General features: G+C 62.1%; 23 protein-coding genes and 1 tRNA gene. 6 read left to right on the forward strand and 18 right to left on the reverse strand.

Annotated features, from left to right (window positions below; all coding sequences use genetic code 11):
* Window positions 1–178: 178 nt before the first annotated feature.
* Entirely contained in the window at window positions 179–898 is a 720-nt protein-coding gene (locus F7R19_RS27910; protein ID WP_170292674.1) for a tetratricopeptide repeat protein, read from the reverse strand.
* A gap of 518 nt (window positions 899–1,416) precedes the next feature.
* On the opposite strand from F7R19_RS27910, the gene F7R19_RS27915 reads away from it, so the two are divergent.
* Entirely contained in the window at window positions 1,417–1,662 is a 246-nt protein-coding gene (locus F7R19_RS27915) for a helix-turn-helix domain-containing protein (protein WP_150982832.1), read from the forward strand.
* A gap of 91 nt (window positions 1,663–1,753) precedes the next feature.
* Here the strand turns inward: F7R19_RS27915 and F7R19_RS27920 are convergent, their stop codons facing one another.
* The 5 genes from F7R19_RS27920 to rpoD all read right to left on the reverse strand — a co-directional run bounded on the left by F7R19_RS27920 (window position 1,754) and on the right by rpoD (window position 6,147).
* The gene (locus tag F7R19_RS27920; RefSeq protein ID WP_150982834.1) at window positions 1,754–2,401 is read right to left on the reverse strand and encodes a Fic family protein; all 648 of its coding nucleotides are present in this window, start codon (window positions 2,399–2,401) and stop codon (window positions 1,754–1,756) included.
* The gene (locus F7R19_RS27925; protein WP_150982835.1) at window positions 2,402–2,839 is read right to left on the reverse strand and encodes a hypothetical protein; all 438 of its coding nucleotides are present in this window, start codon (window positions 2,837–2,839) and stop codon (window positions 2,402–2,404) included.
* Between the two features lie 10 nt (window positions 2,840–2,849).
* A complete protein-coding gene (locus tag F7R19_RS27930; protein WP_150982837.1) occupies window positions 2,850–3,521 on the reverse strand; it encodes a hypothetical protein in 672 nt (223 codons plus the stop codon).
* A 253-nt stretch (window positions 3,522–3,774) separates the two neighbouring features.
* Window positions 3,775–3,853, reverse strand: a tRNA-Ile gene (locus tag F7R19_RS27935).
* Between the two features lie 17 nt (window positions 3,854–3,870).
* Window positions 3,871–6,147 (reverse strand): RNA polymerase sigma factor RpoD, encoded by a 2,277-nt coding sequence (rpoD, locus tag F7R19_RS27940; RefSeq protein ID WP_211922801.1) that lies wholly within the window; start codon window positions 6,145–6,147, stop codon window positions 3,871–3,873.
* Between the two features lie 16 nt (window positions 6,148–6,163).
* On the opposite strand from rpoD, the gene F7R19_RS30050 reads away from it, so the two are divergent.
* Window positions 6,164–6,544, forward strand: a complete 381-nt coding sequence (locus F7R19_RS30050; protein WP_061959479.1) for a hypothetical protein — start codon at window positions 6,164–6,166, stop codon at window positions 6,542–6,544.
* 147 nt (window positions 6,545–6,691) lie between these two features.
* On the opposite strand, the gene dnaG is transcribed toward F7R19_RS30050, so the two are convergent.
* The 4 genes from dnaG to F7R19_RS27960 form a co-directional block, all read right to left on the reverse strand.
* Window positions 6,692–8,533, reverse strand: a complete 1,842-nt coding sequence (gene dnaG / locus F7R19_RS27945; RefSeq protein WP_061959478.1) for a DNA primase — start codon at window positions 8,531–8,533, stop codon at window positions 6,692–6,694.
* A gap of 218 nt (window positions 8,534–8,751) precedes the next feature.
* Complete coding sequence (locus F7R19_RS27950; RefSeq protein ID WP_150982842.1) at window positions 8,752–9,201, reverse strand: GatB/YqeY domain-containing protein; 450 nt, start codon at window positions 9,199–9,201, stop codon at window positions 8,752–8,754.
* Window positions 9,202–9,298: 97 nt separating this feature from the next.
* Window positions 9,299–9,511 carry a 30S ribosomal protein S21 gene (gene rpsU, locus F7R19_RS27955; protein WP_061959476.1) on the reverse strand — a complete coding sequence of 71 codons (213 nt, stop codon included), beginning with the start codon at window positions 9,509–9,511 and terminating at the stop codon, window positions 9,299–9,301.
* 131 nt (window positions 9,512–9,642) lie between these two features.
* Entirely contained in the window at window positions 9,643–10,887 is a 1,245-nt protein-coding gene (locus F7R19_RS27960; protein WP_150982844.1) for a BaiN/RdsA family NAD(P)/FAD-dependent oxidoreductase, read from the reverse strand.
* 148 nt (window positions 10,888–11,035) lie between these two features.
* Between F7R19_RS27960 and tsaD the strand changes: the two genes are divergently transcribed.
* The gene (gene tsaD / locus F7R19_RS27965) at window positions 11,036–12,064 is read left to right on the forward strand and encodes a tRNA (adenosine(37)-N6)-threonylcarbamoyltransferase complex transferase subunit TsaD (RefSeq protein ID WP_061959474.1); all 1,029 of its coding nucleotides are present in this window, start codon (window positions 11,036–11,038) and stop codon (window positions 12,062–12,064) included.
* A 58-nt stretch (window positions 12,065–12,122) separates the two neighbouring features.
* Here the strand turns inward: tsaD and folE2 are convergent, their stop codons facing one another.
* The 4 genes from folE2 to F7R19_RS27985 all read right to left on the reverse strand — a co-directional run bounded on the left by folE2 (window position 12,123) and on the right by F7R19_RS27985 (window position 16,405).
* Window positions 12,123–12,926: a GTP cyclohydrolase FolE2 gene (gene folE2 / locus F7R19_RS27970; RefSeq protein WP_061959473.1), complete on the reverse strand. Its 804-nt coding sequence runs from the start codon at window positions 12,924–12,926 to the stop codon at window positions 12,123–12,125.
* Between the two features lie 328 nt (window positions 12,927–13,254).
* A complete protein-coding gene (dxs, locus tag F7R19_RS27975) occupies window positions 13,255–15,171 on the reverse strand; it encodes a 1-deoxy-D-xylulose-5-phosphate synthase (RefSeq protein ID WP_150982846.1) in 1,917 nt (638 codons plus the stop codon).
* 44 nt (window positions 15,172–15,215) lie between these two features.
* Window positions 15,216–16,100: a polyprenyl synthetase family protein gene (locus tag F7R19_RS27980; protein ID WP_061959471.1), complete on the reverse strand. Its 885-nt coding sequence runs from the start codon at window positions 16,098–16,100 to the stop codon at window positions 15,216–15,218.
* Window positions 16,097–16,405, reverse strand: a complete 309-nt coding sequence (locus F7R19_RS27985; protein WP_061959470.1) for an exodeoxyribonuclease VII small subunit — start codon at window positions 16,403–16,405, stop codon at window positions 16,097–16,099. Before F7R19_RS27985 ends, F7R19_RS27980 begins: the two co-directional genes overlap by 4 nt.
* A 428-nt stretch (window positions 16,406–16,833) precedes the next feature.
* Here F7R19_RS27985 and F7R19_RS27990 point away from each other — a divergent pair, with 428 nt between their 5' ends.
* The 3 genes from F7R19_RS27990 (at window position 16,834) to F7R19_RS28000 (ending at window position 19,982) form a co-directional block, all read left to right on the forward strand.
* Window positions 16,834–17,940, forward strand: coding sequence for an aromatic ring-hydroxylating oxygenase subunit alpha (locus F7R19_RS27990; RefSeq protein ID WP_061959469.1), 1,107 nt, complete (start codon window positions 16,834–16,836; stop codon window positions 17,938–17,940).
* A 209-nt stretch (window positions 17,941–18,149) separates the two neighbouring features.
* A complete protein-coding gene (locus tag F7R19_RS27995; RefSeq protein ID WP_150982847.1) occupies window positions 18,150–19,070 on the forward strand; it encodes a DMT family transporter in 921 nt (306 codons plus the stop codon).
* Between the two features lie 54 nt (window positions 19,071–19,124).
* Entirely contained in the window at window positions 19,125–19,982 is an 858-nt protein-coding gene (locus tag F7R19_RS28000; protein ID WP_150982848.1) for a sulfurtransferase, read from the forward strand.
* Between the two features lie 19 nt (window positions 19,983–20,001).
* Here F7R19_RS28000 and F7R19_RS28005 read toward each other — a convergent pair whose 3' ends face one another.
* From F7R19_RS28005 to polA, 4 genes are all read right to left on the reverse strand, one after another.
* On the reverse strand, window positions 20,002–20,814 hold the full coding sequence (locus F7R19_RS28005) for a ZIP family metal transporter (protein WP_223505806.1): 813 nt from the start codon (window positions 20,812–20,814) through the stop codon (window positions 20,002–20,004).
* Between the two features lie 187 nt (window positions 20,815–21,001).
* On the reverse strand, window positions 21,002–21,877 hold the full coding sequence (locus tag F7R19_RS28010) for a dienelactone hydrolase family protein (protein ID WP_150982849.1): 876 nt from the start codon (window positions 21,875–21,877) through the stop codon (window positions 21,002–21,004).
* 158 nt (window positions 21,878–22,035) lie between these two features.
* Window positions 22,036–23,445, reverse strand: a complete 1,410-nt coding sequence (locus F7R19_RS28015) for an NAD(P)/FAD-dependent oxidoreductase (protein ID WP_150982850.1) — start codon at window positions 23,443–23,445, stop codon at window positions 22,036–22,038.
* Window positions 23,446–23,737: 292 nt separating this feature from the next.
* A partial coding sequence (polA, locus tag F7R19_RS28020; protein ID WP_150982851.1) for a DNA polymerase I occupies window positions 23,738–25,643 on the reverse strand: 1,906 nt, incomplete at its 5' end.

Below are 25,643 nucleotides of genomic sequence, written 5' to 3' on the forward strand. Positions count from 1 at the left end.
CCCGGAAAAACAGCCAGAAAACGACAACTGCAGTGCCAGAATCTACACCAGAGGAGCTGTGACCATGAAGCGAGGGTGGGTCAAATTTAGATGAAAACGGCGGGTCAGTATTCGATGGACATCAACACCCTGAAATAGCACAGCGCAGCTGCATAACCTCCTCGCGCGATACCTTCCCTCATCTTCCGGCGGAAAGCTCCCCATCCAACTTGAGAAGAATCGCTTTCGCCACCTCATCCCCTGACGCTGCCGCCTTGGCGACCCATGCGTAGCCCTGCTTCCTGTCGGGAGCGATACCGTTACCGCGAAACAGCATGACGCCGTATCCAGCCTGACCAGTTGGGTCACCTGCAAAAGCGGATTGCTGAAACCAGTAGAGGGCGCGCTTGGGCTCCTTTGGCAAGGGCTTCCAACCATTCAAGAAACCCATCCCAAGAGCATTTTGACCAACAACATTGTTGGAAACAGCGTCTTTGTAGAGCGTTGACACGAGACGCTCGTCGCTGCCCTCCTTGGGTTCGGAAGCTCCCAAAGCTTTGCGAACAAGCGATTCGTGCGCGGAAAGCAGGATTTGCGGGCCGGTGATACTGTCCGACTTCTTCGTGGCAATCTGTTTGACCTCACTATTGAGACGGTCATACAGCGGCTCCGTTCTGTATGCCGGATAGACGGTAAAGAACTCTTCAGCATCTGCCCGCCATTGTGCCTCTGGGGTCGGGTAGATCGTCACCATGCTTTCCGTCTTTGGAGGGATCGCATTCGGTTGGAGGCTCGATGAAGCCATTCCTGCCGGCTCATCTTTAGGCTTGGCGCTATCTGACCAGCCCTTGGCATACATACAGCCCTTGTAAATCCGCTCCTGCGCGCGAGACGCCGCGAATGCAGCTCCAATGTTCATGCCGTTGGCTAACCCTCCAGCGAACGCGGCGCCTGGGGAAGGAGTGGAAACTGCTTGAGCGCTATAGGTACCGTAGCTAGTAGCGCCGGTCGTCGTGTTGTACGTCGCGCCTTGGATTACAGCGGAGGAAGACCAGGGAGATACATCGTTGTATCTGACTTGGGGTACGGGCACTGAGCCGTGCGACGCTCGCACGCAGTAACCGTCGTCTAGCACAAACTGCCTGTCAGCTACGGCCTTATCTGCTATTTGGGTGTGATGCCACGTTGTGCATCCGCCTAGCGCCGCAAGCGCCAATACACCAATGAGACCATAGTGCCGCATCCTGCTTCCCCATAAGTGAATGCCGGCATCTCGATACCCATCCAATCTACGGTTGCTTCGCTCGGAAGTCTCTACCGCGTCTAAATTCAGACCCAAGCCACTGCATTTCCGTCCGGATTGCCATGCATTGATTCATATTGATTTGGGTATCTTATCCCGTGGTATCGCCTCCGTCAAATGGCGACCATGTACGGATGGCAAAACCGTCACCCAAACATTCTGGCGACCCTACTCTAACGTCGATTGGCAAAGCCATACGCGCCATTCGCAAAAAGCATGGCCTAGCGCAGGAGGACTTGGCCCATGCCACGGATTTGGATCGGTCTTACGTTGGGGGAATCGAGCGCGGAGAGCACAACCTCTCAGTGCTGAACCTGCAGAAAATTGCGAAGGAGCTGGACATCAAACTAAGTGAGCTGCTGTGCCAGGCCGGTCTGTAGGTGTTGGCTCTGCGTACTCGCGCCCTCAGAAGACCGGCGTACCAAGAGGAAAACTGAGCACAACAAAAAAGCCCCGAGAACTCGGGGCTTTTTACTTTGGCTTACGCGCGAGAAGACTGAGCATGTAATGGCGTAGTGGGTCTTTCACCCCCTGACGATAAGCCGAAATGTACTGGTCATATGGGCTCGGCGGCCTGGTGTCCATCGGCCAATGCTTCGGCCAAAAGTTCATCGCGGCAAAAAAACACCAAACGATAAACCTTTGCATATGACCATTGCCATTGGCATAGGGATGGATCGTCAAGAATTCGACCATCCGGTCCAAGACAACGTCCAACCGCGCAACCAACGCGTCTGCAGGCGACAAACTTTTTCCAGCCTGCACTACCAAGTCTAAGTCGGCTTTGATTCGGGAAGACAGTGCATCCATTGCTGCAGCGACATTCGCCGATTGTTCCGTTGTCGCCGAACCAACTTTGACTTCATACCCTACCAGACAATCACGTGAACCTCGATAAGCACCAGCAAAGTATGGGCAGTCCGCATGAGTCAACCCATTGAACATTTTCTGATGGGTAGGACGGGTATCGATTGCGGCCGTCGGCTTGACCTCCCCTTTTCGCAAACTTATGAGCAGATCAAAACAACGACGCTCAACGGTATTACCCTTCTCATACTTCTCGTAGTCCCAACCATAGCAAGCGCAGGAGGCACTTGCCCCAATGTGTGATGCATGCATTTAACTAAACATGCCCTCCACCAGGGATCGAGCCCAAGACTCCACATCATCATCAGCGTCCAGCTTTTGCGCTTCGATAGCTTGCAAGGCCATCGCCCGGACTTCATCCGACATCGTCGGAACAACTCCGGCAGCCAACAACTGGCTAGCGTCCGGCCGCCATTGAACGGTCAACAACTGGTCACCAACCCTTTGCCTCAGGCTGACTCCAGCTGAGGATTGCATCATTCTGAAGCCATCACTGGAAATAGCCGTCTGCTCCGCGCTACTCGCCATCGACACCGCCGAGGTCGAAGCCGCCGCCGCAAGCAAAAGCGAAGCAACAACCTTCCAAGCACCGGAGCGGCGCTTGGACGTAGATTCGCTGACCGCCTTCGGTTGCTTGGTGATGCCACCCTCAACCCAGGCACTCACGCTAAATTTTTCAAAGCCAAACATGGCAGTCCCCTCAGGAAACTACAATCGGTGCGCTGACCTGCGAATCGATACGTTTGAGTTCATCAATGATTGCCTTAAGCAGCGGCAAACGGAGATCGACTCGGACGACCGGCTCTACGCTTAACTTCTTTATGAAGTGAACGCTGCGCAATGAAAAAGGCGAAGCGTGGTAAAAATCGAGACAAGCCTCCTGCCCTGCAATAGCAGCAGCAGCAAAGTTCGCCGCAAAAGAAACCGCCTGCTCGGGCTCAACCATACCTTCAGACAGTTGCTCCGGCACAGCGCCGACGGTTCGCGCAATCTCATCAACCGAAGGCGACAATCCAGCGAATGACTGCAGGAATTGACTTGTGCCGGCCGCAGACATTTGTACGATCAACATCGAACGAAGCGCGCTAGTACCCACTTTCTCTTGGCCGAAGATCACTTTGACCTCACCGCGGGACTGTACGACCGAACCCACATCAGCAACATATCTGCGAGCGGGCACCGGTGCATCGTTGAGATCCAAGCCGACTTGGACAACCGCGCCATCACCAGCTCCGCTTGTCCTATGCACAACATCAATGGCTGTGCCATCTCCCTTGCGCGGCGTGTGAGTTCTCGCGACGTTTTGCGAATTTTTCGCCATTTCTTTGAATTTATCCTGTTGGCAGCAGCACGGAATCAATTTCGTTGCCAACCGCGGCTGCTACCGCCGCACCCAGATTCCGCATATATCGAGCCAAAGCAGTACACAGTAAAGGCCTGGCGCGATGAATTGTAATGTAACGCCTAGCAATGATGATTGAATGTCGCTATTGAACGCATCATTCGCCATCGCGAAGGAGCGCACACAGCACTCCTAAGCCGCATCAATGCCTACACCATGCCTACACCTGCTGATGAAACAAAGGGTCACGACGAACGATGTCGCCGTAACCCCTTGATTTTATTGGTGGGCCTCCCGTGAGTCGAACACGGCACCAACGGATTATGAGTCCGCTGCTCTAACCAGGCATGAGCTAGAGGCCCTTTGGAAGGCGTACGGCTTAGTTGCCTTCCAGGAAGCTCTTCAGCTTGTCCGAGCGGCTCGGGTGACGCAGCTTGCGCAGCGCCTTGGCCTCGATCTGACGGATACGCTCACGCGTGACGTCAAACTGCTTGCCCACTTCTTCCAGCGTGTGGTCCGTGCTCATTTCGATGCCGAAACGCATGCGCAGAACCTTCGCTTCGCGCGGCGTCAGGCTGTCCAGCACGTCCTTGACCACATCGCGCATGGAGCCATGCAATGCGGCTTCGGCCGGGGCCAGCGTGTTCGTATCTTCGATGAAGTCGCCCAGGTGGGAGTCGTCATCGTCGCCGATCGGCGTTTCCATGGAGATCGGTTCCTTCGCGATCTTCATGATCTTGCGGATCTTGTCTTCCGGCATTTCCATCTTCTCGGCCAGCGTTGCCGGATCCGGCTCGTTGCCGGTTTCCTGCAGGATCTGACGCGAGATCCGGTTCATCTTGTTGATCGTTTCGATCATGTGAACCGGGATACGGATGGTACGAGCCTGGTCGGCGATCGAGCGCGTGATGGCCTGACGAATCCACCACGTTGCATACGTGGAGAATTTGTAGCCGCGGCGGTACTCGAACTTGTCCACCGCCTTCATCAGGCCGATGTTGCCCTCCTGAATCAGATCCAGGAACTGCAGACCGCGGTTCGTGTACTTCTTGGCGATCGAAATCACCAGACGCAGATTGGCCTCGGTCATTTCGCGCTTCGCTTCGCGGGCGCGCTTTTCGCCTTCGGACATCTTGCGATTGACGTCCTTCAGTTCCTTCAGCGGCAATACGACACGCGCCTGCAGGTCGATCAGCTTCTGTTGCAGCTCGTGCACGGCCGGGACATTACGCTCGACGATCGTGCTGTACGGCTTGTTGTCCGCCACGATGGACTGGATCCAGTCCAGATTCGTTTCGTTGCCCGGGAAACGGGCCACGAAATCGGCACGCGGCATGCCGCACTTGTCGACAACGATATTGAGGATCGCGCGCTCGAGCTTGCGCACTTCGTCCACCTGGCCACGCAGCGTGTCGCACAGACGCTCGACATTGCGCGCGGTGAAACGGATGCCCATCAGTTCTGCCTGGATGGCTTCCTGCGCCTTCACGTACGGCTTTGACTTGTAGCCTTCTTTTTCGAAAGCGCGGCGCATCTTGTCGAACTGTTCGGCGATCACGCGGAATTTTTCCAGCGCGGCGACCTTCAGTTCTTCCAGTTGACGTGCCGAAGCGCCGCCGCCAGCGCCGCTGTCGTCGTCATCTTCCTCGCCTTCCTCGTCGGCATCGTCTTCCGACTCGATGTCCTCGTCCTCGGACGCGGCCGGCTGGGCGGAGTTGTCCTGGACTTCCTCCGCATTCGGATCGATCAGGCCATCGACGAATTCGTCGATCTTGATTTCTTCGTTGGCCACGCGCTCCGCGTGCGCCAGGATTTCGGAAATCGTGACCGGGCATGCCGAGATGGCCATGACCATGTCCTTGAGGCCTGCCTCGATACGCTTGGCGATTTCGATTTCGCCTTCGCGCGTGAGCAGTTCCACGGTGCCCATTTCGCGCATGTACATGCGAACCGGGTCGGTGGTGCGGCCGAATTCGGAGTCGACCGTGGACAGCGCGGCTTCGGCCTCTTCCTCGGCTTCTTCCTCGCTGGTGGCCGACGGTGCGTTGTCGTTCAGCAGCAGCGTCTCGGCGTCCGGCGCCTGTTCGTAGACGGCGATGCCGATGTCGTTCAGCGTGGCGACCAGCGTGTCGATCGTCTCCGAATCGACCATGTCGTCCGGCAGGTGATCGTTGATTTCGGCATAGGTCAAGTAACCACGTGACTTGCCCAGCTTGATCAGCGCCTTCAGCTTCTGGCGACGGATTTCAAGTTCTTCCTCGCTGCCAGCCTGGTTGGACGAGGCAAATTCCTTGAGCAGGGCCTTTTCCTTGGCCTTGCGGTCCTTGGCTTTCTGCTTCTCGGTCTTGGGCGCCGCAGCAGGCGCTGCAGGTGCGTCGTTTTCGTAAAACTCTTCAGTCACGTCTTCGATGGTGCTGTCGTCTTGCTGCATCTCAGCCTTGGGCTTGCGGCCACGCTTCTTGGGCTCAGGCTTGACGGCCGGAGCAGCGGGCCGCTCGGATGCTGCGGGTGCGGGAGTCGCGGCACTGGCCTTGGGCGCCACGGCAGTTGCGCCCGCCTTGGCGCTGCTGTTCCGTGTGCTGGCCGTCGTTGCCGCACGCTTGCTCTCGACTTCGGTATTCTGCTGTTTCGCCACGGTGATACTCTTACCTTTCACTGGTGCAGCGGCATTCTTGCCGCTTGTATTGGCGTTCTTGCCGCTCTCGCGTGCCGAAGTCGAGGGCTTGGTATTTTCGGATTTGCGATTCCTGACGGAAGCGGTTCCGGCGGGCGCCGAGGCGCTACGCACGGTTTTTGCTGGCACAGACCGGGCTGATGTCGTCCTGACTGACGCGGTCGATGTCTTCGCCGCCGTTGTTTTCACGGACGCCTTGCCGCTCCCTGATTGGGGAGCTTTGGAGGGAGCCTTCTCGGCTACCCTTTCGGTTGCTTTGGCCTTTGCCATTGGCACGCTCACTTTCGCCAGTACTGGAGAGAAAGATTTCGCAATCCAAACCGGGCATTGTAGCACGTCGCCACTTCCCGGCTTCCTGTCAGGTATAGCTTTCACCTGAAAAATCAAGGCTTAAGCGTTTAGACCCATCCTTTCGCCGACAGTTGGGTCACATGCGCAACGACTCAAGCCGAAAATCCTGTCTTATACCTTTCCTACTGCACTTGCCCCGCCGCCCACGCGCGACGAGTCAAAGAAGTGATGAGGACTAGTCATCCGTTGCCGATGCCGGGCGCCAACCCATCTGCCGCCTGCGCTGCACCTCCGGGACGAGCCAGCGGAAGCGGGCTCGGGCCTCCTCGTCGGCGGTTCCGGCGATGATGGCAGCCTGCAGGGTTTCGAGTTCGCGCTGAAGCGGATCGGCAAGTAATTTGTGAATCGCGCCGTCGAACTCAAGTGTCGCGGGCTCCTCTTCGATATCTTCTCTCAGCACCGCGGCCCGTGCGCTTGCATAGACATCGGCAAACGGCGTCTGCGCCAGTTGCTCGCTGAACGCGGCGAAGTTGACCTCGCCCTGGATACCGTCGCAAGCCGCCACGAGGTGAGTCAACACTTCGGCCTCGGGCCGCTGCGGATCGAGCAGCAAGGCGCGGGCATCGTCATCGAGGCGAGCAGCGAGGGCCGGGTAGGTGATCAGCAGCTGCATCACGCGCTGTTCCAGTCCCGTCGGCGCCTGGCGGCGCGCACGCGGACGGGGCTGGGCAAAGCGGCCGACACGCGACGAGTCGCTGCCGAGCCCGCAAACCGCTTCGATCTCGGCAGGCGTCGTACCCGTAGCATCGGCAAGTTCGCGCACAATCTGTAGCCGCAAGCCACCCGCGGGCATGGCCTGCAGCAGGGGCTTGGCTTCGTACTGGGCGCGCGCGCGCCCCTCCGCCTGCCGCAAATCCTGCTCTTCGGTCACGATCTGCAGCAAAAAACGCGACAACGGCATCGCATTCTGCACCTGGCGCGCAAACGCGTCCGTGCCCTCTTCACGCACGTAGCTGTCCGGGTCGTGTTCCGCCGGCAGGAACAGAAAGCGGATGGTCTTGTTGTCGGCCACATGGGGCAGGCACGCTTCCAACGCCCGTCGGGCCGCGCGGCGCCCCGCCGCATCGCCGTCGAACGAAAAGATCACTGCGTCGGTTTGCCGCAGCAGCTTTTGCACATGCACCGCCGTGCAAGCGGTGCCTAGCGTCGCCACCGCATTGGCAAAGCCAAGCTGCGCCAGCGCCACCACATCCATATAGCCTTCCACCACCAGCACGTAACCGTTTTCGCGGATAGCGTGCCGCGCCTCGAACAGGCCGTAGAGTTCGGTTCCCTTACTGAACAGCGGCGTTTCGGGGGAATTCAGATACTTTGGCTCGCCCTGCCCCATCACCCGGCCGCCAAAGCCGATCACATTCCCCTTGGTATTCCGGATCGGAAACATGATGCGGTCGCGGAACCGGTCATAGCGCCGCGGCTTGCCGTCGGCATCGCGTTTTTCCTGCGATTCGATCAGCAAGCCGTTTTCGATCAACGGCGCGGCGATGACATCGTCGCGATAGCTGCCGAAAACCGATTCCAGGCCCTGCCAGTCATCGGGCGCGTAACCGAGGCCAAAATGCGCGGCGATTTCGCCGGTCAGGCCACGGCCCTTCAGGTATTGGATAGCCTGGGGCGCGCCGCGCAACTGCTTCTTGTAGAACTCGCAGGCCCGCGACATGGCGTCGCTGAGCGCGACGGACCGGGCCTGCTGCTCCGCCCGTTGGGCCGGCGGCAGGCTGTTGCGCTCTTCGGGCACGGACAATCCCACCGACTGCGCCAGTTCGCGCACGGCGTCGGGATAGGATTGCCCGGAATACTCCATCAGGAAGCCGATGGCCGACCCATGCGCGCCGCACCCAAAGCAGTGATAGAACTGCTTGGTCGGCGACACGGTAAAGGACGGCGATTTCTCGTTGTGGAACGGGCATAGGCCCATGAAGTTCGCACCACCCTTCTTCAACTGCACGTACTTTCCCACCACGTCGACAATATCGACGCGGTTGAGCAGGTCCTGAATGAAGGATTGCGGAATCACCCGACTGACCGTCCTGATGGTGAGGCTTGCCGGGCGTACCGGCGACCCCTTTTTTGAAATACGTGCACGAAACGACGCACGAGTGCTATCGAATCATTGTAGTGCAGCCGCAACGCATTGCCGGACTTAGCCGACATTGACCGTCAAGCCCCGTCAACCCGACGATATCTTCGTGAATCGCGACTGCTAATCATGCTTATAACTGACCCCTCGGTCAATCATTTTGGCGCCAGGGCCGCCTTGACCAGGCCCGATACCGCCGTCATGTCCGCACGGCCGGCCAGGCGCGCCTTGACTAGGCCCATCACCTTGCCCATATCCTGTGGACCCGTGGCGCCCGCCTCGACGACCGCCTTCTCCACCTCGGCGGCCACTTCGGCGCTGGAAAGCTGCGCCGGCATATAGGCGGCCAGAACGTCTAGTTCGGCCTTTTCCTTGGCTACCAGATCGTCGCGTCCGGCCTGTTCGAACTGGGAAATCGAGTCCTTGCGCTGCTTGATCATTTTGTCGATCACGGCGGTGACAGCCGCGTCGTCCAGCTCGATGCGGTCATCAACCTCGCGTTGCTTGATGGCGGCCAGCAGCAGGCGAATCGTGCCGAGGCGCTCCGATTCGCGAGCGCGCATGGCGGCCTTCATGTCATCGTTGATGCGGGCTTTGAGGGACATAGCAATCTTCCGAAAAATTGAGGTCAGGTCGGACCGTAACGCAAAAACCCGCCAGAGCCGTGCTCTCAGCGGGTTTTGAGCCAACGTGAAGCGGGTGTCAGTACAGCTTCTTCGGCAGCATCTGGCTACGCAGGCGCTTGTAATTGCGCTTGATAGCCGCATCGCGCTTTCGCTTGCGCTCCACGGTCGGCTTCTCGTAAAACTCTCTCGCCCGTAACTCCGGGAGCAGGCCATTTTTCTCTATGGTGCGCTTGAAGCGACGCAGCGCGACTTCGAATGGTTCGTTTTCTTTCAGGCGAATCGTGGTCATCTGGCCAAAAAAGGAAAGATAAACAGGATCAAGTGCCGGAACCCTGCCGGCGGCAAGCGAGAGCGGCCGATTGTAGCGCAAGGCCTGTCGCGCTGCTCGCGATGGACACGCATGGACACATGTCGTGCCGCCTACGCAACAGCGCCCACCGCCCCGCGCGCCGCTTCGGCAACCGCCTCGCCGGCTGCCACGGCGGAAGCCCACGCCCACTGGAAGTTGTAGCCGCCGAGCCAGCCGGTCACATCGACCACTTCGCCGATGAAATACAGCCCGGCCACGTCGCGCGCCATCATCGTGGCCGACGACAGTCCGCGCGTGTCTACGCCACCGAGCGTCACTTCCGCCTTCTTGTAGCCCTCGGTGCCCGACGGCACGACGCGCCAGCGATTCAACGTCTCGCCTAGCTGGCGCAGCGCCTTGTCCGGCAGATCGGCTACCGGCTGTTCGCCGGGCAGACCCACCGCCGCGCACCATGCCGCCGCCAGCCGCGCGGGCAGCCGTTCGGCCAGAAGGTTGTTCAGGTGCTTCCGATTGCCCTTCTTGTGGTCGATCAGCCAGGCCGCGGCGTCCTCTCCGTCGAACAGATCGATCTCGATCGGCTCGCCCGGACACCAATAGCTGGAAATCTGGAGCACTGCCGGGCCCGACAGGCCACGGTGCGTCCAGAGCAGGTCTTCCTTGAACGCGCCCGCCGCCTTGCCTTTGCCAGTCGCAATATCGACTTCCATCGACACCCCGGCCAGCGGGACAAACGGCTGCCAGGCGCCGCTGTCGAACGTCAGCGGCACCAGCGCCGGGCGGGTTTCCACGATCTTGAGCCCGAACTGACGGGCGATGCGGTAACCGAAATCGGTCGCGCCGATCTTGGGAATGGACAGCCCGCCGGTCGCCACCACCACGGCGCCGGCGCGCACCGTCCCCTGCGTGGTGAGCAGCAGGAAATCGTCGCCTTCCTTGCGGATTTCCTCGATGGTGCAGCCGGTCTGCCAACGCACGCCGCCCGCATCGCACTCCGCGCGCAGCAGGTTGATGATGTCTTCGGCGCTGTCGTTGCAGAACAATTGGCCGCGATGCTTTTCGTGCCAGCCGATGTCATGGCGGCGCAGCAGGCCCAGGAAATCCTGCGGCGTGTAGCGGGCCAGCGCGGAACGGCAGAAGTGCGGATTCGACGACAAATAATTGGCCGGGCCGGCCTGCAGATTGGTGAAATTGCAGCGGCCGCCGCCCGAGATGCGAATCTTCTCGGCCAGTCGCGTCGCATGGTCGACCAGCACCACCCGCGCGCCGCGTTGACCGGCGACCGCGGCACACATCATGCCGGCGGCGCCTGCGCCCAGCACCGCCACATCGAACCGGTCGTTCCTGCCTCGTGTCATATCGCCCTTTCAAGAAGCCGCGATTGTAGCGAATACGGGCCGGGCAAGCGCGCGCGATGCGGGTGTGCTACCCTGCTGCCCTCCCGTTTTTTGCCGGCATGATGGCTGCAGTTGCAGTCCGAAATCAGCGCCGGCCGCACCAGAAGCCATGCTTGTCCTCGGTATCGAATCCTCCTGCGACGAGACCGGGCTCGCCCTCTATGACACCGAGGCCGGGCTGCTCGCGCACGCGCTGCACTCCCAGATCGCCATGCATCGCGAATATGGCGGCGTGGTGCCAGAACTCGCGTCGCGCGACCACATCCGCCGCGTGCTGCCGCTGCTGCGGCAGGTGCTCGACGAAGCGGGACGCGCGCGCGCGGATATCGATGCGATCGCCTATACCCAGGGGCCTGGTCTGGCCGGCGCGCTGCTGGTCGGCGCCTCGGTTGCCAATGCGCTGGGATTTGCGCTCGATGTGCCGATGATTGGCGTGCATCATCTGGAAGGCCATCTGCTGTCGCCGCTGCTGACCAGCGCGCCGCCGCCGTTTCCGTTCGTCGCGCTGCTCGTATCGGGCGGCCACACGCAACTGATGGAGGTCAAGGGCATCGGCGACTATGCGCTGTTGGGCGAAACGCTGGACGACGCCGCCGGCGAAGCGTTCGACAAGACCGCCAAGCTGCTGGGGCTGGGGTATCCCGGCGGGCCCGAGGTGTCGCGCCTGGCCGAATTCGGCAACCCCGGCGCGTTCGACCTGCCGCGGCCCATGCTGCATTCGGGCAATCTGGACTTTTCGTTCGCGGGTCTCAAGACCGCCGTGCTGACGCAAACCCGCAAGCTCGGCAACCCCTGCGAACAGGATCGCGCCAATCTTGCCCGCTCGTTTGTCGATGCGATCGTCGATGTGCTGGCCGCAAAATCCTTCAACGCGCTCAAGCAGACTGGCCACAAGCGCCTTGTGGTTGCCGGCGGCGTCGGCGCCAATCGGCAACTGCGCGAGCGCCTGAATGACCTCGGCAAGCGCCGCAAGGTGGAGGTGTACTACCCGGACCTGGCGTTCTGCACCGACAACGGCGCGATGATCGCCTTTGCCGGCGCCATGCGCCTGCAGGCCGCGCCAGGGCTGGCGCGCCATGATTACGATTACGGTGTGACGCCGCGCTGGGATCTTTCCGACATCCGCCTGCCAGCGTAGCGCTGATGCTGCCGGCCTTTGCCTGCAAGGCGCAGGCAAAGGCAGCGGCGACACACAATCAGCCCAGGCGCTTGTCGTGCTCGATCAGCGCATAGGCGCTGTGATTGTGGATCGATTCGAAGTTCTCGGCTTCGAGCGTGTAGGCGACGATACGGTTGTCCGCATTGAGGCGCATCGCGATGTCGCGCACCAGGTCTTCCACGAACTTGGGATTCTCGTAGGCGCGCTCGGTCACAAATTTTTCATCCGGTCGCTTGAGCAATCCCCACAGCTCGCACGACGCCTCTTCCTCGGCCATCCGCACCAGCGTTTCCACATCGAGATCGGCCGAAAGCTCGACCTTCATCGTGATATGCGAACGCTGATTGTGCGCGCCGTACTGCGAAATCTTCTTCGAGCACGGACACAGGCTCGTCACCGGCACCAGGGCGCGCAGGAACAGGCGCGTCTGCCCGTCGCGCTTCTCACCGATCAGCGTCACCTCGTAGTCCAGCAGCGATTGCACGCCCGATACCGGCGCGGTCTTGGCGATGAAATACGGGAACGTGACTTCGATGCGGCCGGCGTCCGCCTCGAGGCGCACCAGCATGTCGTCGAGCAGCGCGCGGAACGCGGCCAGATCCAGCGGAGCGCGGTTGTCTTCGAGTAGCGCGACGAAGCGCGACATATGCGTGCCCTTCTGGTCGGCCGGCAAGCGCACGTCCATGTCGAACGTACCGACGGTAGCGACTTCGCCGCGCGCGGTCTTGAGCGTCAGCGGATATCGCACGCCTTTCACACCCACGCGCTGGATCACGATCTGGCGGGTATCGACGCTCGATTGCACGTCGGGCATCACAAAGGCTGGATTGATGTCATTCATCTACGGTTTCCTCCAGGAGGCCGGCAGGGGGTGACGGCCATCCTTACGGTCGCGACGTTTTCGCAGGATTTCTCCACGCCGCGCAACGAGTGTGAAACGACGGGTCCAGGCACGATGCATCTTTGGGGCGCCGGCCCGTAGTTGCGAACACAAAAATGGGAAAGGGGATTCTACGCAATATTGCCGAAGCTCGCCGCCATCGCCCGTGATTCCGCGTATTTGCCGCATGCCGCCGGCATTGGCCGCGGCATCTCGTCGGTGGATGACGCCCAAAAGAAAACCGGCGCGGGAATTCCGCGCCGGTTTTGGCTCTACGTGACTAGCGGCGTCAGGCTACGCGCGTTGCCACCTTGACCGATTGCTCCGCCAGTTGAAAGCGCTCGCGCACCGAACGCTCGATGCCGGCTGCGTCGAGCCCGCACAGCGACAGCAGATATGCCGGGTCGCCGTGGTCAATGAACTTGTCCGGCAGACCCAGCACCAGCGTCGGGATCTCGATGCCGGCTTCGGCCAGCGCTTCGAGCACGGCACTGCCCGCGCCGCCCATCGTTGCACCCTCTTCCACCGTCACCAGGTAATCGTGGTTGGCGGCCAGTTGCTTCACCAGATCCACATCGAGCGGCTTCACGAATCGCATGTTGGCGACCGTGGCGTCAAGCGCCTCCCCAGCTGCCAGCGCCGGGTGCAGCATCGAGCCAAACGCCAGGAACGCCACGCGCTGACCCGCGCGGGCATGGCCTTCGCGACGAATTTCGCCCTTGCCCACTGGCAGCGCGGTCAGCTCGGTCTGCGTCGCCACGCCAACGCCCGCGCCACGCGGATAGCGCACGGCGGTGGGGCAATCCTGCTGGAATGCGGTGGTCAGCAGTTGGCGGCATTCCTGCTCGTCGGCCGGCGTCATCACCATCATGTTGGGGATGCAGCGCAGGTACGGAATATCGTACGCACCGGCGTGCGTCGCGCCATCGGCGCCCACCAGGCCCGCGCGATCGAGCGCGAACACCACCGGCAGGTTCTGCAGCGCCACGTCGTGGATCAGTTGGTCATAGCCGCGCTGCAGGAAGGTCGAGTAGATCGCGACCACGGGCTTGAGCCCTTCGCAGGCCAGCCCGCCGGCAAACGTCACGGCATGCTGCTCGGCAATGCCGACGTCGTAATAGCGATCCGGGAAACGCTTCTCGAATTCCACCATGCCGGAGCCCTCGCGCATGGCCGGCGTCACGCCGATCAGGCGCTTGTCGGCGGCGGCCATGTCGCACAGCCATTCGCCAAACACCTCCGTATAGGTCTTGCGCGACGGCTTGGCCGACGGGCGGATGCCTTCGGCGGGGTTGAACTTGCCCGGGCCGTGATAGAGGATCGGGTCGGCCTCGGCCAGCTTGTAGCCCTGACCCTTCTTTGTCACGACGTGCAGGAATTGCGGACCGTGGCCTTCCAGGGCGCGCTGGCGGATGTTCTGCAGCGTCGGCACCAGCGATTCGAGGTCGTGACCGTCGATGGGGCCGATGTAGTCGAAACCGAATTCCTCGAACAGCGTGGCCGGCACGACCATGCCCTTGGCGTGTTCCTCGAGGCGCTTGGCGAATTCCAGCACCGGCGGCGCCACCGACAGCACCTTTTCGATGCCCTTCTTCGTGGCCGCGTAGAACTGGCCCGACATCAGGCGCGCGAGATGCTTGTTAAGCATGCCGACCGGCGGGGAAATCGACATGTCGTTGTCGTTCAGCACCACCAGCAGCGGCAGGTCCTTATAGACGCCAGCATTGTTCATGGCCTCGAAGGCCATGCCCGCGGTCATCGCACCGTCGCCGATCACGGCGATGCCCACGCGCTTCTGGCCCAGCGTGCGCGCGCCGAGCGCCATGCCGAGCGCGGCGGAGATCGAGGTCGACGAATGCGCGGTGCCGAAGGTGTCGTATTCGCTTTCCGCGCGACGCGGGAAGCCGGAGATACCGCCAAACTGACGCAGCGTCGACATGCGGTCGCGCCGGCCGGTCAGGATCTTGTGGGGGTAGCTCTGGTGACCCACGTCCCACACGACGCGGTCGTTGGGCGTGTCGAAAACGTAGTGCAGCGCAATGGTCAGCTCCACCGTGCCGAGATTGGACGACAGGTGGCCGCCGGTTTGCGAAACCGATTCGAGCACATAGGCGCGGAGTTCATCGGCCAGCGTGCCGAGCTGGCGGCGATCCAGCTTGCGCAGGTCCGCGGGGTCGTCGATGTTGTTGAGCAGCGTGTAGGTCATGGTGTCCGTTCGGCTGCCGGATTCTGTGCGTCCGGCTTTTCAGTTCAGTTTGAGCGCAGCACGATGAGGTCGGCCAGTTCGGCCAGCCGGCCAGCGCGCGCGCCGAATCCCGCCAGCGCCTCGTGGGCGTCCGTGCGCAGTTGGGAAGCCAGTGCGCGTGCGGCATCCAGACCAAGCAGCGACACGTAGGTCGGCTTGTCATTGGCGGCGTCTTTCCCGGCAGTCTTGCCGAGCGTCGCCGTATCGGCAGTGACGTCGAGAATATCGTCAACCACCTGGAACGCCAATCCCACGGCGGCCGCATATTGGTCCAGCGCAGCCAGACCGTCGCGATCGATGTTTCCGCACAACGCTCCCATCCGCACGCTGGCGCGCAGCAGGGCGCCGGTCTTCATTCGATGCATGCCTTCGAGCGCGTCGCGCGTCATCGCCAGGCCCACGTTCTGCAGGTCGATCGCCTGACCGCCGCACATGCCGACCGAGCCCGATGCGACCGCGAGTTCGGCCACCAGCTTCAGGCGCGCCTCGGCGTCCAGCGCCGGCGCCTGGGTGAGCACGATGAACGCCTGGGACTGCAACGCATCGCCGACCAGCAGCGCCGTGGCTTCGTCGTAAGCCTTGTGGACCGTCGGCCGGCCGCGGCGCAGGTCGTCGTCGTCCATGCAGGGCATGTCGTCGTGGACCAGCGAATACGCATGGATCATCTCCACCGCGCAGGCCGCTGCGTCGCAGGCCTGCGGAGCTGCGCCGGCCATCTCGCCGGCGGCATGAACCAGCAATGGGCGAACCCGCTTGCCACCGCCGAGCACAGCATAGCGCATGGCTTCGTGCAAGGTGTATGGAATTGTGTCCGTGGAAGGTAGTGCCGCTTCCAGGGCGGCCTCGGTCCGGGCGCCTTGCGCCCGCATCCAGGTAGCGAAATCGCTCATTCGAAATCTGCGCCGTTGCTGTTGTTATCGGTACGGGACGATGGTTCGCCCGTTAATGCCTTGAGTGCGTCACCTTCAAGCACCTTGACCTGCTGCGCCACCCGCTCCAGGCTTTGCTGGCAATAGCGCACCAGCTCCGCGCCGCGGCGGTACGCGGCCAAAGACGCTTCCAGCGGCAACTCGCCGCTTTCCATGCTCGCCACCAGTGTTTCCAGCTCGGCCATTGCGGCTTCATAGGACGCCGGCGCCACGCTGGGGTCCGGGCAATCTTCAGGCTCGACCGGGGCGGTCGTGGTTCTTGGCATGGCAGGCCTCGATCTGGGGAATTCGCGATTTTACGTCAATCCGGGGCTCGGTCGCTGAACAGTCTTATTAGGACCGGGGAAGGCGGTCTGTTGCGTGGACCGACCCGCTCGACCACCCCGGCTCTGCACAGAAGTGACGTGTGCGCCCGGGTCGTCTTTCGGAATGGGCACCAAAGGGCACCTCCATGACGACCCGGGTCGACTTTTTCGCCAAAAAGGCAAAATAATCAGTCCCTTAACTTTTGGGCTCGGGTACAATCCCCGGCTCGTCAGCGAGTTCCGGCTCATCGCGTACATCACGCATTTTTCCTGGTCATGACATCAGGAACCGGTCTGGATCAAACTCGTCTGACACGGTTTCCCAAATCGATTCATATTTCGATGGTTGGGTTGTTCACTGCTTTCGCCTGTCATAGGGAGTGGGGATAATGTCCAATCTCAGCACCGCGCTCAAGCTGGCGCCGGCTGATTCGCAGTTGCCCGTGGATGTCTATTTTGACGAGGCGCTGCATCAACAAGAACTGGAACTGCTGTTCAAGAAGGGCCCGGGGTACGTCGGACACGAGCTGATGGTGCCGGAAACCGGCGATTTCCAAACGCTGGCCGCCGAGGATGAAGGTCGGGTGCTGGTGCGCAACCCGGGCGGCATTGAACTGCTGTCCAACGTTTGCCGCCATCGCCAGGCCATCATGATGAACGGCCGCGGCAACGCCAGGAACATCGTCTGCCCGCTGCACCGCTGGACCTACGACCTCAAGGGTGAACTGCTTGGCGCGCCGCATTTTGCGGAGCAGCCGTGCGTGCACCTGAACCGGTCGCCGCTGCAGAACTGGAACGGCATGCTGTTCGAAGGCGAGCGCGACGTCCGCGCCGACCTCGCCCGCATGGGTGTGGCCGAGGATCTCAACTTCGACGGCTACATGCTCGACCATGTGGAAGTCCACGAGTGCAACTACAACTGGAAGACCTTCATCGAGGTCTATCTGGAGGACTACCACGTCGTGCCGTTCCATCCGGGCCTGGGCAGCTTTGTGTCCTGCGACGACCTCAAGTGGGAGTTCGGCGAATGGCACAGCGTGCAGACGGTGGGCCTGCATGCGGGCCTGCAACGGCCGGGTAGCCAGACGTACCAAAAGTGGCATGACGCCGTGTTGCGCTTCAACAACGGCAAGCTGCCCAAGCACGGCGCGATCTGGCTCACGTACTACCCGAACATCATGGTCGAGTGGTATCCGAACGTGCTGTGCATCTCGACGCTGCACCCTGTGGGTCCGCGCAAGACGCGCAATGTCGTCGAGTTCTACTACCCCGAGGAAATCGTGCTGTTCGAGCGCGAATTCGTCGAGGCCGAGCGCGCCGCCTACATGGAAACGTGCATCGAGGACGACGAAATCGCCGAACGCATGGACGCGGGCCGACTGGCGCTGATGAAGCGCGGCGTCAGCGAAACCGGCCCCTATCAGTCGCCGATGGAAGATGGCATGCAGCACTTCCATGAGTGGTATCGCAGTGCGATGAACTACAACAAGCGCTGATCGTCCGCAAGACCGTGCGCTGATCGCCCGCGATCTGTGGGGCTACCGAAACGGACCGTGAAAACGGTCCGTTTCGCATTGGAGCGCCGCTCGGTGCACTGCTAGAATCGCACACTCAATCGTTGCCAATACAACGGTTTTTTCCCGCAGCGCCTCAGAATCATGAAAAGCCGCCTGCGCGTTGTCTCACCTGAACCGCCCCTCTCATCATGCAATCGCTCTGGATGTTGTTTGCCGCCTTCTCGTTTTCGCTGATGGGGGTTGGCGTCAAACTGGCGTCCGAGTTCTACACCACGGGCGAGATTGTCTTCTACCGTAGCCTGATCGGCGTCACCATCATGTGGATCATGCTGGCGTCGCAGGGCATTTCGGTGCGTACGCCGCACATGGTCACGCACATCAAGCGCAGCCTGTTCGGCGTGACGGCGCTGCTGCTGTGGTTCACATCGATCACGCTGCTGCCGCTGGCCACGGCCATGACGCTCAACTACATGTCGCCGGTCTGGATCGCGCTGATCCTGGGCGCGAGCGCGGCGCTGGCGGGCACGGCCGGGTCGGCCGACAAGAAACTGATCGGCGCGATCCTGTTGTCGTTTGCCGGCGTGATCTGCCTGCTGCAGCCATCGGTCGGCAAAGACCAACTGACTGGCGGCATGATCGGACTGATCTCGGGCATGTTCACGGCCCTGGCCTATGTGGAAGTGCGCCAGCTGGGCCAGTTGGGCGAGCCCGAAGGCCGCATCGTGTTCTATTTCTCGGCGGTCGGGCTGGTCTGCGGCCTGGTGTGGATGCTGTACTCGGGCATGAGCCCGCTGACCTGGCATGGCGTGGGGCTGCTGCTCGCCATCGGGATTCTGGCCACGCTGGGCCAGACGACGATGACGCGCGCTTACAAGCGCGGCAACACGTTGCTGACGGCCAACCTGCAATACGCGGGCATCGTGTTTTCCAGCCTGTGGGGCACGATGGTCTGGGACGACAAGCTCAACTGGATTTCGTGGCTCGGCATGGCGCTGATCGTGGCTAGCGGCATTGCCACCACGCTGACCCGCGCGCGCGACAACGACAAGCATCCCACCCCGGCCACGCCGGTGAAATCACCGGAAGCGGAAGTCCATCCCGAGGTCTGATCCCGTGTCGGTGTAGCATTTACGGCAGACTTTCACTCACCGCGAGACAGGTTCATGCCATCACCGCTGATCACCGCTTCAGAACTGGACCGGCTGCGCGCCGCCGGACAGCCGCATACCGTCGTCATCGATTGCTCGTTCGACCTGACTGCCCCCGCAGCGGGCCGCGACAGTTATCAGCAGGCCCACATCCCCGGCGCCTACTATCTTCATCTGGACAACGAACTGTCCGGCCCCAAGACCGGCGTCAACGGCCGGCATCCGCTGCCCGACGCCGAATTGTTTGTCGCGCGATTGCGTGCATTGGGCGTCAATGACGACACGCTGGTGGTGGCTTACGACGCGCAAGGCGGGATGTATGCCGCGCGCCTTTGGTGGTTGCTGCGCTGGGTTGGCCACGCAGCCGTGGCTGTGCTCGATGGCGGCAAGAATGCGTGGATCGCAGCCGGCCTGCCAGTCGAACAAGGCGCCACGCCCGATCCGGAAGTCGGCGGCCAGTTGACGCGCAAGGCGTCGCTGGTGCGCACCGTCGACGCCGACGCGCTGCTGGCCAACCTCGGCCAGCCGTCGATGCTGGTCGTCGATGCGCGCGCCGCGGACCGTTTCCGGGGAGAAAACGAGACGCTCGATCCGGTGGGCGGCCACATCCCCGGTGCCGTCAATCGCTTCTTCAAGGACAATCTGACGCCCGACGGCTATTTCAAACCCGCCGAGCAATTGCGCGCGGAATTCGGCCAGGTCATTGGCGGCAAAGAGCCGGCGCAAACGGTCATGCAATGTGGTTCGGGCGTGACGGCCTGCCACAATCTCGTGGCGATGGAAGTGGCCGGGCTGACCGGCGCGGCGCTCTACCCGGGATCGTGGAGCGAATGGTGCGCAAACCCGGACCGGCCGGTTGCCACCGGCGGCTGATCCGTTCTCCGGCGTCCGCTCAGTGTGACGCCGTTTCCGTGTTGACTTGCGAATGGCGATGCGCATGTTGCTCGTGCACGCCATTGGTAATGAAGACGATCGCGGCAATCCCGGCCGCCACCAGCACCACCTGCACCGCCGACTCCTTCAGGCGCGGCTTGCGCTGCATCTGCGGCATCAGGTCGCTGACCGCGATATAGACGAAGCTGCTCGACGCGATCACCAGCACATAAGGGATCCAGCCCGTCAGCTGGTCGAGCAGGAAATAGCCGACGAGGCCGCCCAGGATCGCGGCCAGGCTCGACAGCAGGTTGAACGCGAACGCGCGCGACTTCGAAAATCCCGCGTTCAGCAGCACGATAAAGTCGCCCACTTCCTGCGGGATCTCATGCGCTGCGATGGCCAGCGCCGTGACCAGGCCGATATGCGGATCGGCCAGGAACGCCGCCGCAATCACGATGCCGTCGGCAAAATTGTGGAACGTGTCGCCCACCAGGATGGTCAGGCCGCTGCGGCCCGCTTCCTCGCGGTCGTGGCCGTGATGGTGGTGATGTCCATCGCCTTCGTGATGGTGCGAATGGCGCAGCAGCGAGATCTTTTCCAGCAGGAAGAAACCGAGCAGGCCCGCCAGCAGCGTGCCGAACAGCGCACGCGGATCGGCGCCGGATTCGAACGCTTCGGGCAGCGAATGCAGCAGCGCAGTGGCCAGCAGCACGCCGACCGAGAAACTCACCATGCGCTCCACCACGCGCGAGGCCACCGTCAACGAAAGCAGCGCCGCACCCAGAATGCTGCCGACGCCCGAAATCGTCGCCGCCAGCAGGATGTACAAAAGCGTGGAATGGATGATGAACTCCCGGCCCGGCCCCCGCCCGACCACCGGGCAGTCATCGCCGACTGACTACTTTCGCGCACTAACGCAACAATGTTGCAAAAACGCGAAGACCGCATTGTACGTAGGTCCGTGCCGACTTTGCAAATCATCCGCGCGGACATCGGGGCCAATCGCGCGAAACGGCCTACGCGACCTTGTGCTCCTTGAACCAGGCAAGACAACGTTGCCAGCCGTCCTTGGCCGCCGCCTCCACATAGCTGGCCCGGTAGTCGGCATTGAACGCGTGTCCGGCCTCGGGATAGACCACGAACGTCGACGCCCTGGCATTTGGGTCGGGCGACGCCGCCAGCGCCGCCTTCATCTTCGCAACGTGTTCCTGCGTGATCCCGGTGTCCTTGCCGCCGTAGAGGCCTAGCACAGGCGCGTGCAGGCTGCCGACCACATCGACCGGATTCGTCGGTTTCAGCGCACTGGGCTCTCCCACGAGCTGGCCATACCACGCAACGCCGGCTTTCAGGCGCTTGTTATGGGCCGCGTAGAGCCACGTCACGCGGCCGCCCCAGCAGAATCCGGTGATGCCGAGCCGCTCGACATCGCCGCCATTGGCCGCGGCCCACGCGACGCAGGCGTCGAGATCGCCCATCACCTGGGCGTCGGGCACTTTCTGGATGATGTTCGTCTGCAATTCCTGGATCGTGCCGTAGCTGCTCGGATCGCCCTGGCGCGCAAACAATTCGGGCGCAATGGCCAGATAGCCGAGCTTGGCAAAGCGCCGGCAGATATCGGCGATGTGTTCGTGCACGCCAAAAATCTCGCTGATCACCAGCACCACGGGCAAATTCTTCTTGCCCTCCGGCTGGGCGCGGTACACCGGCATGCTGAAGCCGCCCGACGCCACGGTGACCTCGCCGGCGGTCAGGCCGTTGAAATCGGTCTTGATGGTTTGCGCCGTCACCGGCAGCACGGCCGCGGCGAACGCCGAGCCGAGCGCGGTCTTGACGAAACTGCGGCGGTCGAACGACTGACCGGGGACGAGACTTTCCACTTCGGATTTCAGCATGAACGGTCTCCTGGCATCGAGGACGTCTTGATCGGTGATCGCGCGTCGGAAGTGACGCAAGCGTTGCGCGTCGATTCTAAGCAAAGATGGCCGACAACGCACGCGCCGTCAGCCATCGTTCCTGCCCTGCCATTGCCATGTTCTGCCGCCGGGATTCCTCAGTGCAGCTTCACGCGCGGGCTGGTCTTGCTGCGCAGCCAGTGCGTGACGGTGTCCAGACCCATGCCGATCGCGCCATGCAGCGCCATCACGTGCATCCGGTACAGCGACGTGTACATGAAGCGCGCCATCAGGCCCTCGATAAACATCGAACCGCCGATCAGTCCACCCATCAGGCTGCCCACGGCACTGAAGTGGCCCAGCGACACCAGCGAGCCAAAATCCTTGAAGCCGAACCTGGGCAACGGCTTGCCCGCCAGGCGCGCGCGCATCGCGTCGTACAGGAACGTGGCCTGCTGGTGCGCCGCCTGCGCGCGCGGCGGCACGCTGGTCTGCTTCTCCGGCCACGGCGCTGCGGCGCAATCGCCGAAGGCAAAGATGTCCGGATCGACCTCGCTCTGCAGCGTGGGGCCCACCACGATCTGGCCCATCTTGCTGACCGGCAGCCCAAGCGTGCGGAGGACGCCCGGCGCGGTAATGCCGGCCGCCCATACGGTCAGGTCCGCATCGACATGCTTGCCGCTGGCCGTCAGCACCGCGTCCGAGGTGACTTCGGTCACGCGCTCAGAGGTGAACACATCGACGTCCAGCTTGCGCAGCAGCTTGGTGGTCTCGGCCGACACGCGTTCGGACAAGGCGGGCAGAATGCGCGGCCCCGCTTCGACAATGTGAATGCGCACGTCGCGGCGCGGATCGAGCTGATGCAGACCGTACGCGTTCAGCACATGCGCCGTATTGCGCAGTTCTGCCGACAACTCCACCCCGGTGGCCCCTGCGCCGATGATCGCCACATCGACGCGCGGGCGGCCGTCCTCGCCCGTGCGGCCGCGTCCGTTCTGCGCGCGCACGCACGCCGCAATCAGCTTGCGACGAAACCGCTCGGCCTGATCGACGGTGTCGAGTGCGATGGCGTGTTCGGCGGCGCCCGGCACATTGAAGAAGTGAGTCACGCAGCCGATCGCCAGCACCAGCGTGTCATAAGGCAAGTCGCGCGCGGGCAGCAGTTCCTCGCCATCCTGGTCGACGCACGCGGCCACATGGATCACCTTGCGCGCGCGGTCGATGCCGGTCAGTTCGCCCTGCTGGAACTCGAAATGGTGCCAGCGCGCCTGGGCGACATATTCCAGCTGGTGGGTGTTCGGATCCATGCTACCGGCGGCCACTTCATGCAGCAGCGGCTTCCAGATATGCGTCGGCATGCGATCGACCAGCGTCACGTGGGCCTGGCGCGACTTGCCAAGCTTGTCGCCGAGGCGGGTTACGAGTTCAAGCCCGCCGGCCCCGCCACCGACGACGACGATGCGGTGCGGTTGGTTGGCCGATCGCGGCGCGCTGTCGATGCGTGCATCGCGCGCAATGGTGTCGGTCGGAATGGGGGCGCTTTCCTCTCTGCCTTGTGCGTTGCTCATGGTCTACCCGATGTTTTCAATTTGAAAACCGGTGCAGGCCCGCGGCGACTTTTGTCTTTCGACTTCTTGTTGTGGTTTCGCATCGCGAGGCCGATATGCTGCTCAGAAAAATACGGAAAATACGGCTCGGTTAGCGCCAGTGTGCTGCAGAGCAACACAGCTGGCAAGCCTTGCCGAGTCGATTCAATCGGTACTCTCGTGCATACATCGGCATCGCGCGGCAGACAGCGTTAACGCGCCAGACTGTACCGGTCTGGCGCGCTCCCAACTGACACGGCAAGCGTTGTTGCGCTCAGTGCGCCTCTTCCCAATTGGCGCCGCTGCCCACTTCGGCAACCAGCGGCACATTCAGCTGCGCCACCGAACACATCAACTCGGGCAAACGCACCTTCACCAGATCGAACTCGGCCTGCGGCACTTCGAGCACCAGTTCATCGTGCACCTGCATGATCTGTCGCGCGCCCAGGTTCTCGGCTTCGATCCAGTCCTGCACGGCAATCATCGACAACTTGATCAGGTCCGCCGCGGTGCCCTGCATGGGCGCGTTGATGGCGGCACGCTCGGCGGCCTGACGGCGCGGGCCGTTGCCGCCGCGGATATCGGGCAGCCACAGGCGGCGTCCGAACACGGTCTCCACGAAGCCCTGGTCGCGCGCCTTCTGGCGGGTTTCTTCCATGTAGTTGGCCACGCCCGGATAGCGCATGAAATACCGGTCGATATAGTGCTTGGCCGCCTCGCGTTCGATGCCGAGGTTGCTTGCCAGGCCAAACGCGCTCATGCCATAGATCAGGCCAAAGTTGATCACCTTGGCATAACGGCGCTGCTCGCTCGTGACCGCTTCACGCTCGACGTTGAAGATCTCGCTGGCCGTGGCGCGGTGGATGTCCTCGCCATTGGCAAACGCGCGCAGCAGGTTTTCGTCGCCCGAAATATGGGCCATGATGCGCAGCTCGATCTGCGAGTAGTCGGCCGATACGATGACGTTGCCCGGCGCGGCGATAAAGGCCTCGCGAATGCGCCGGCCTTCCTCGGTGCGCACCGGAATGTTCTGCAGATTCGGCTCGGTCGACGCGAGGCGTCCGGTCACCGCCGTGGCCTGGCCGTAGCTGGTGTGCACGCGCCCAGTCTTCGGGTTGACCATCTTCGGCAGCTTGTCCGTGTACGTGGACTTCAGCTTCGACAGGCTGCGATAGTCGAGCAGCAGTTTTGGCAGCGGATAATCCTCGGCCAGCTTCTGCAACACCTCTTCGTCGGTCGATGGCGCACCGCTGGCGGTCTTTTTCACGACCGGCAGCTTCATCTGGTTGAACAGGATCTCGCCGATCTGCTTCGGCGAGCCGAGGTTGAACGGTTGTCCGGCCGCTTCATGTGCGGCGCTTTCGGCCTGCATCATGCGCAGCCCCAGATCCGCGCTCTGCGCCGCCAGGCGATCCGCGTCGATCAACACGCCATTGCGTTCGATCTTCTGCAGCACAACCGACACCGGGATCTCGATCTTCTCGTAGACATATTTCAAGCCGTCGACCGCCTCGAGCTGCGGCATCATCTTGCGATGCAGGCGCAGCGTCACATCGGCGTCTTCGGCGGCGTACTCGGTGGCGCGCTGCAGGTCGATCTGGTCGAAGCCGATCTGGCTGGCGCCCTTGCCGCAAACCTCTTCGTACGTGATCGTCTTCAGGTTCAGCAGGCGCTCGGCCAGGCTGTCCATGCCGTGATTGCGATAGGACGCCAGCACGTAGCTTTCGAGCATCGTGTCGTGCGTGATGCCGCGCAGCGTCAGCCCGTGGTTCATGAACACATGGGCGTCGTACTTCAAATGCTGGCCGAGCTTGGGCCGCGACGGGTCCTCAATCCACGCGCGCAGTTTTTCGAGCACGAACTCGCGCGACAGCTGACCGTGATCGTCCATGCCTGCGACATCGGGGCCGCGATGGGCCACCGGGATGTACGCGGCCTCGCCTGGTTCGACCGATACGGAAATGCCGACCAGTTCCGCCATCATCGGATCGAGCGAAGTGGTTTCCGTGTCGATGGCGACGATCGGCGCATCGACCAGCTTCTGGATCCACGCATCGAGCGCGGCCTCGGTCGTCACGGTCTCGTAACGGATTTCGGCCGGCGGCAGGTCTTCTGCCGGCGCGTCGTGCTCGGCCGGCGCGCCGGGCGCGTCGAACAGGCCGCCCTGCGCCGGTGCGGGC

It is taken from the genome of Cupriavidus pauculus, assembly GCF_008801835.1.
Lineage (GTDB): Bacteria > Pseudomonadota > Gammaproteobacteria > Burkholderiales > Burkholderiaceae > Cupriavidus > Cupriavidus pauculus.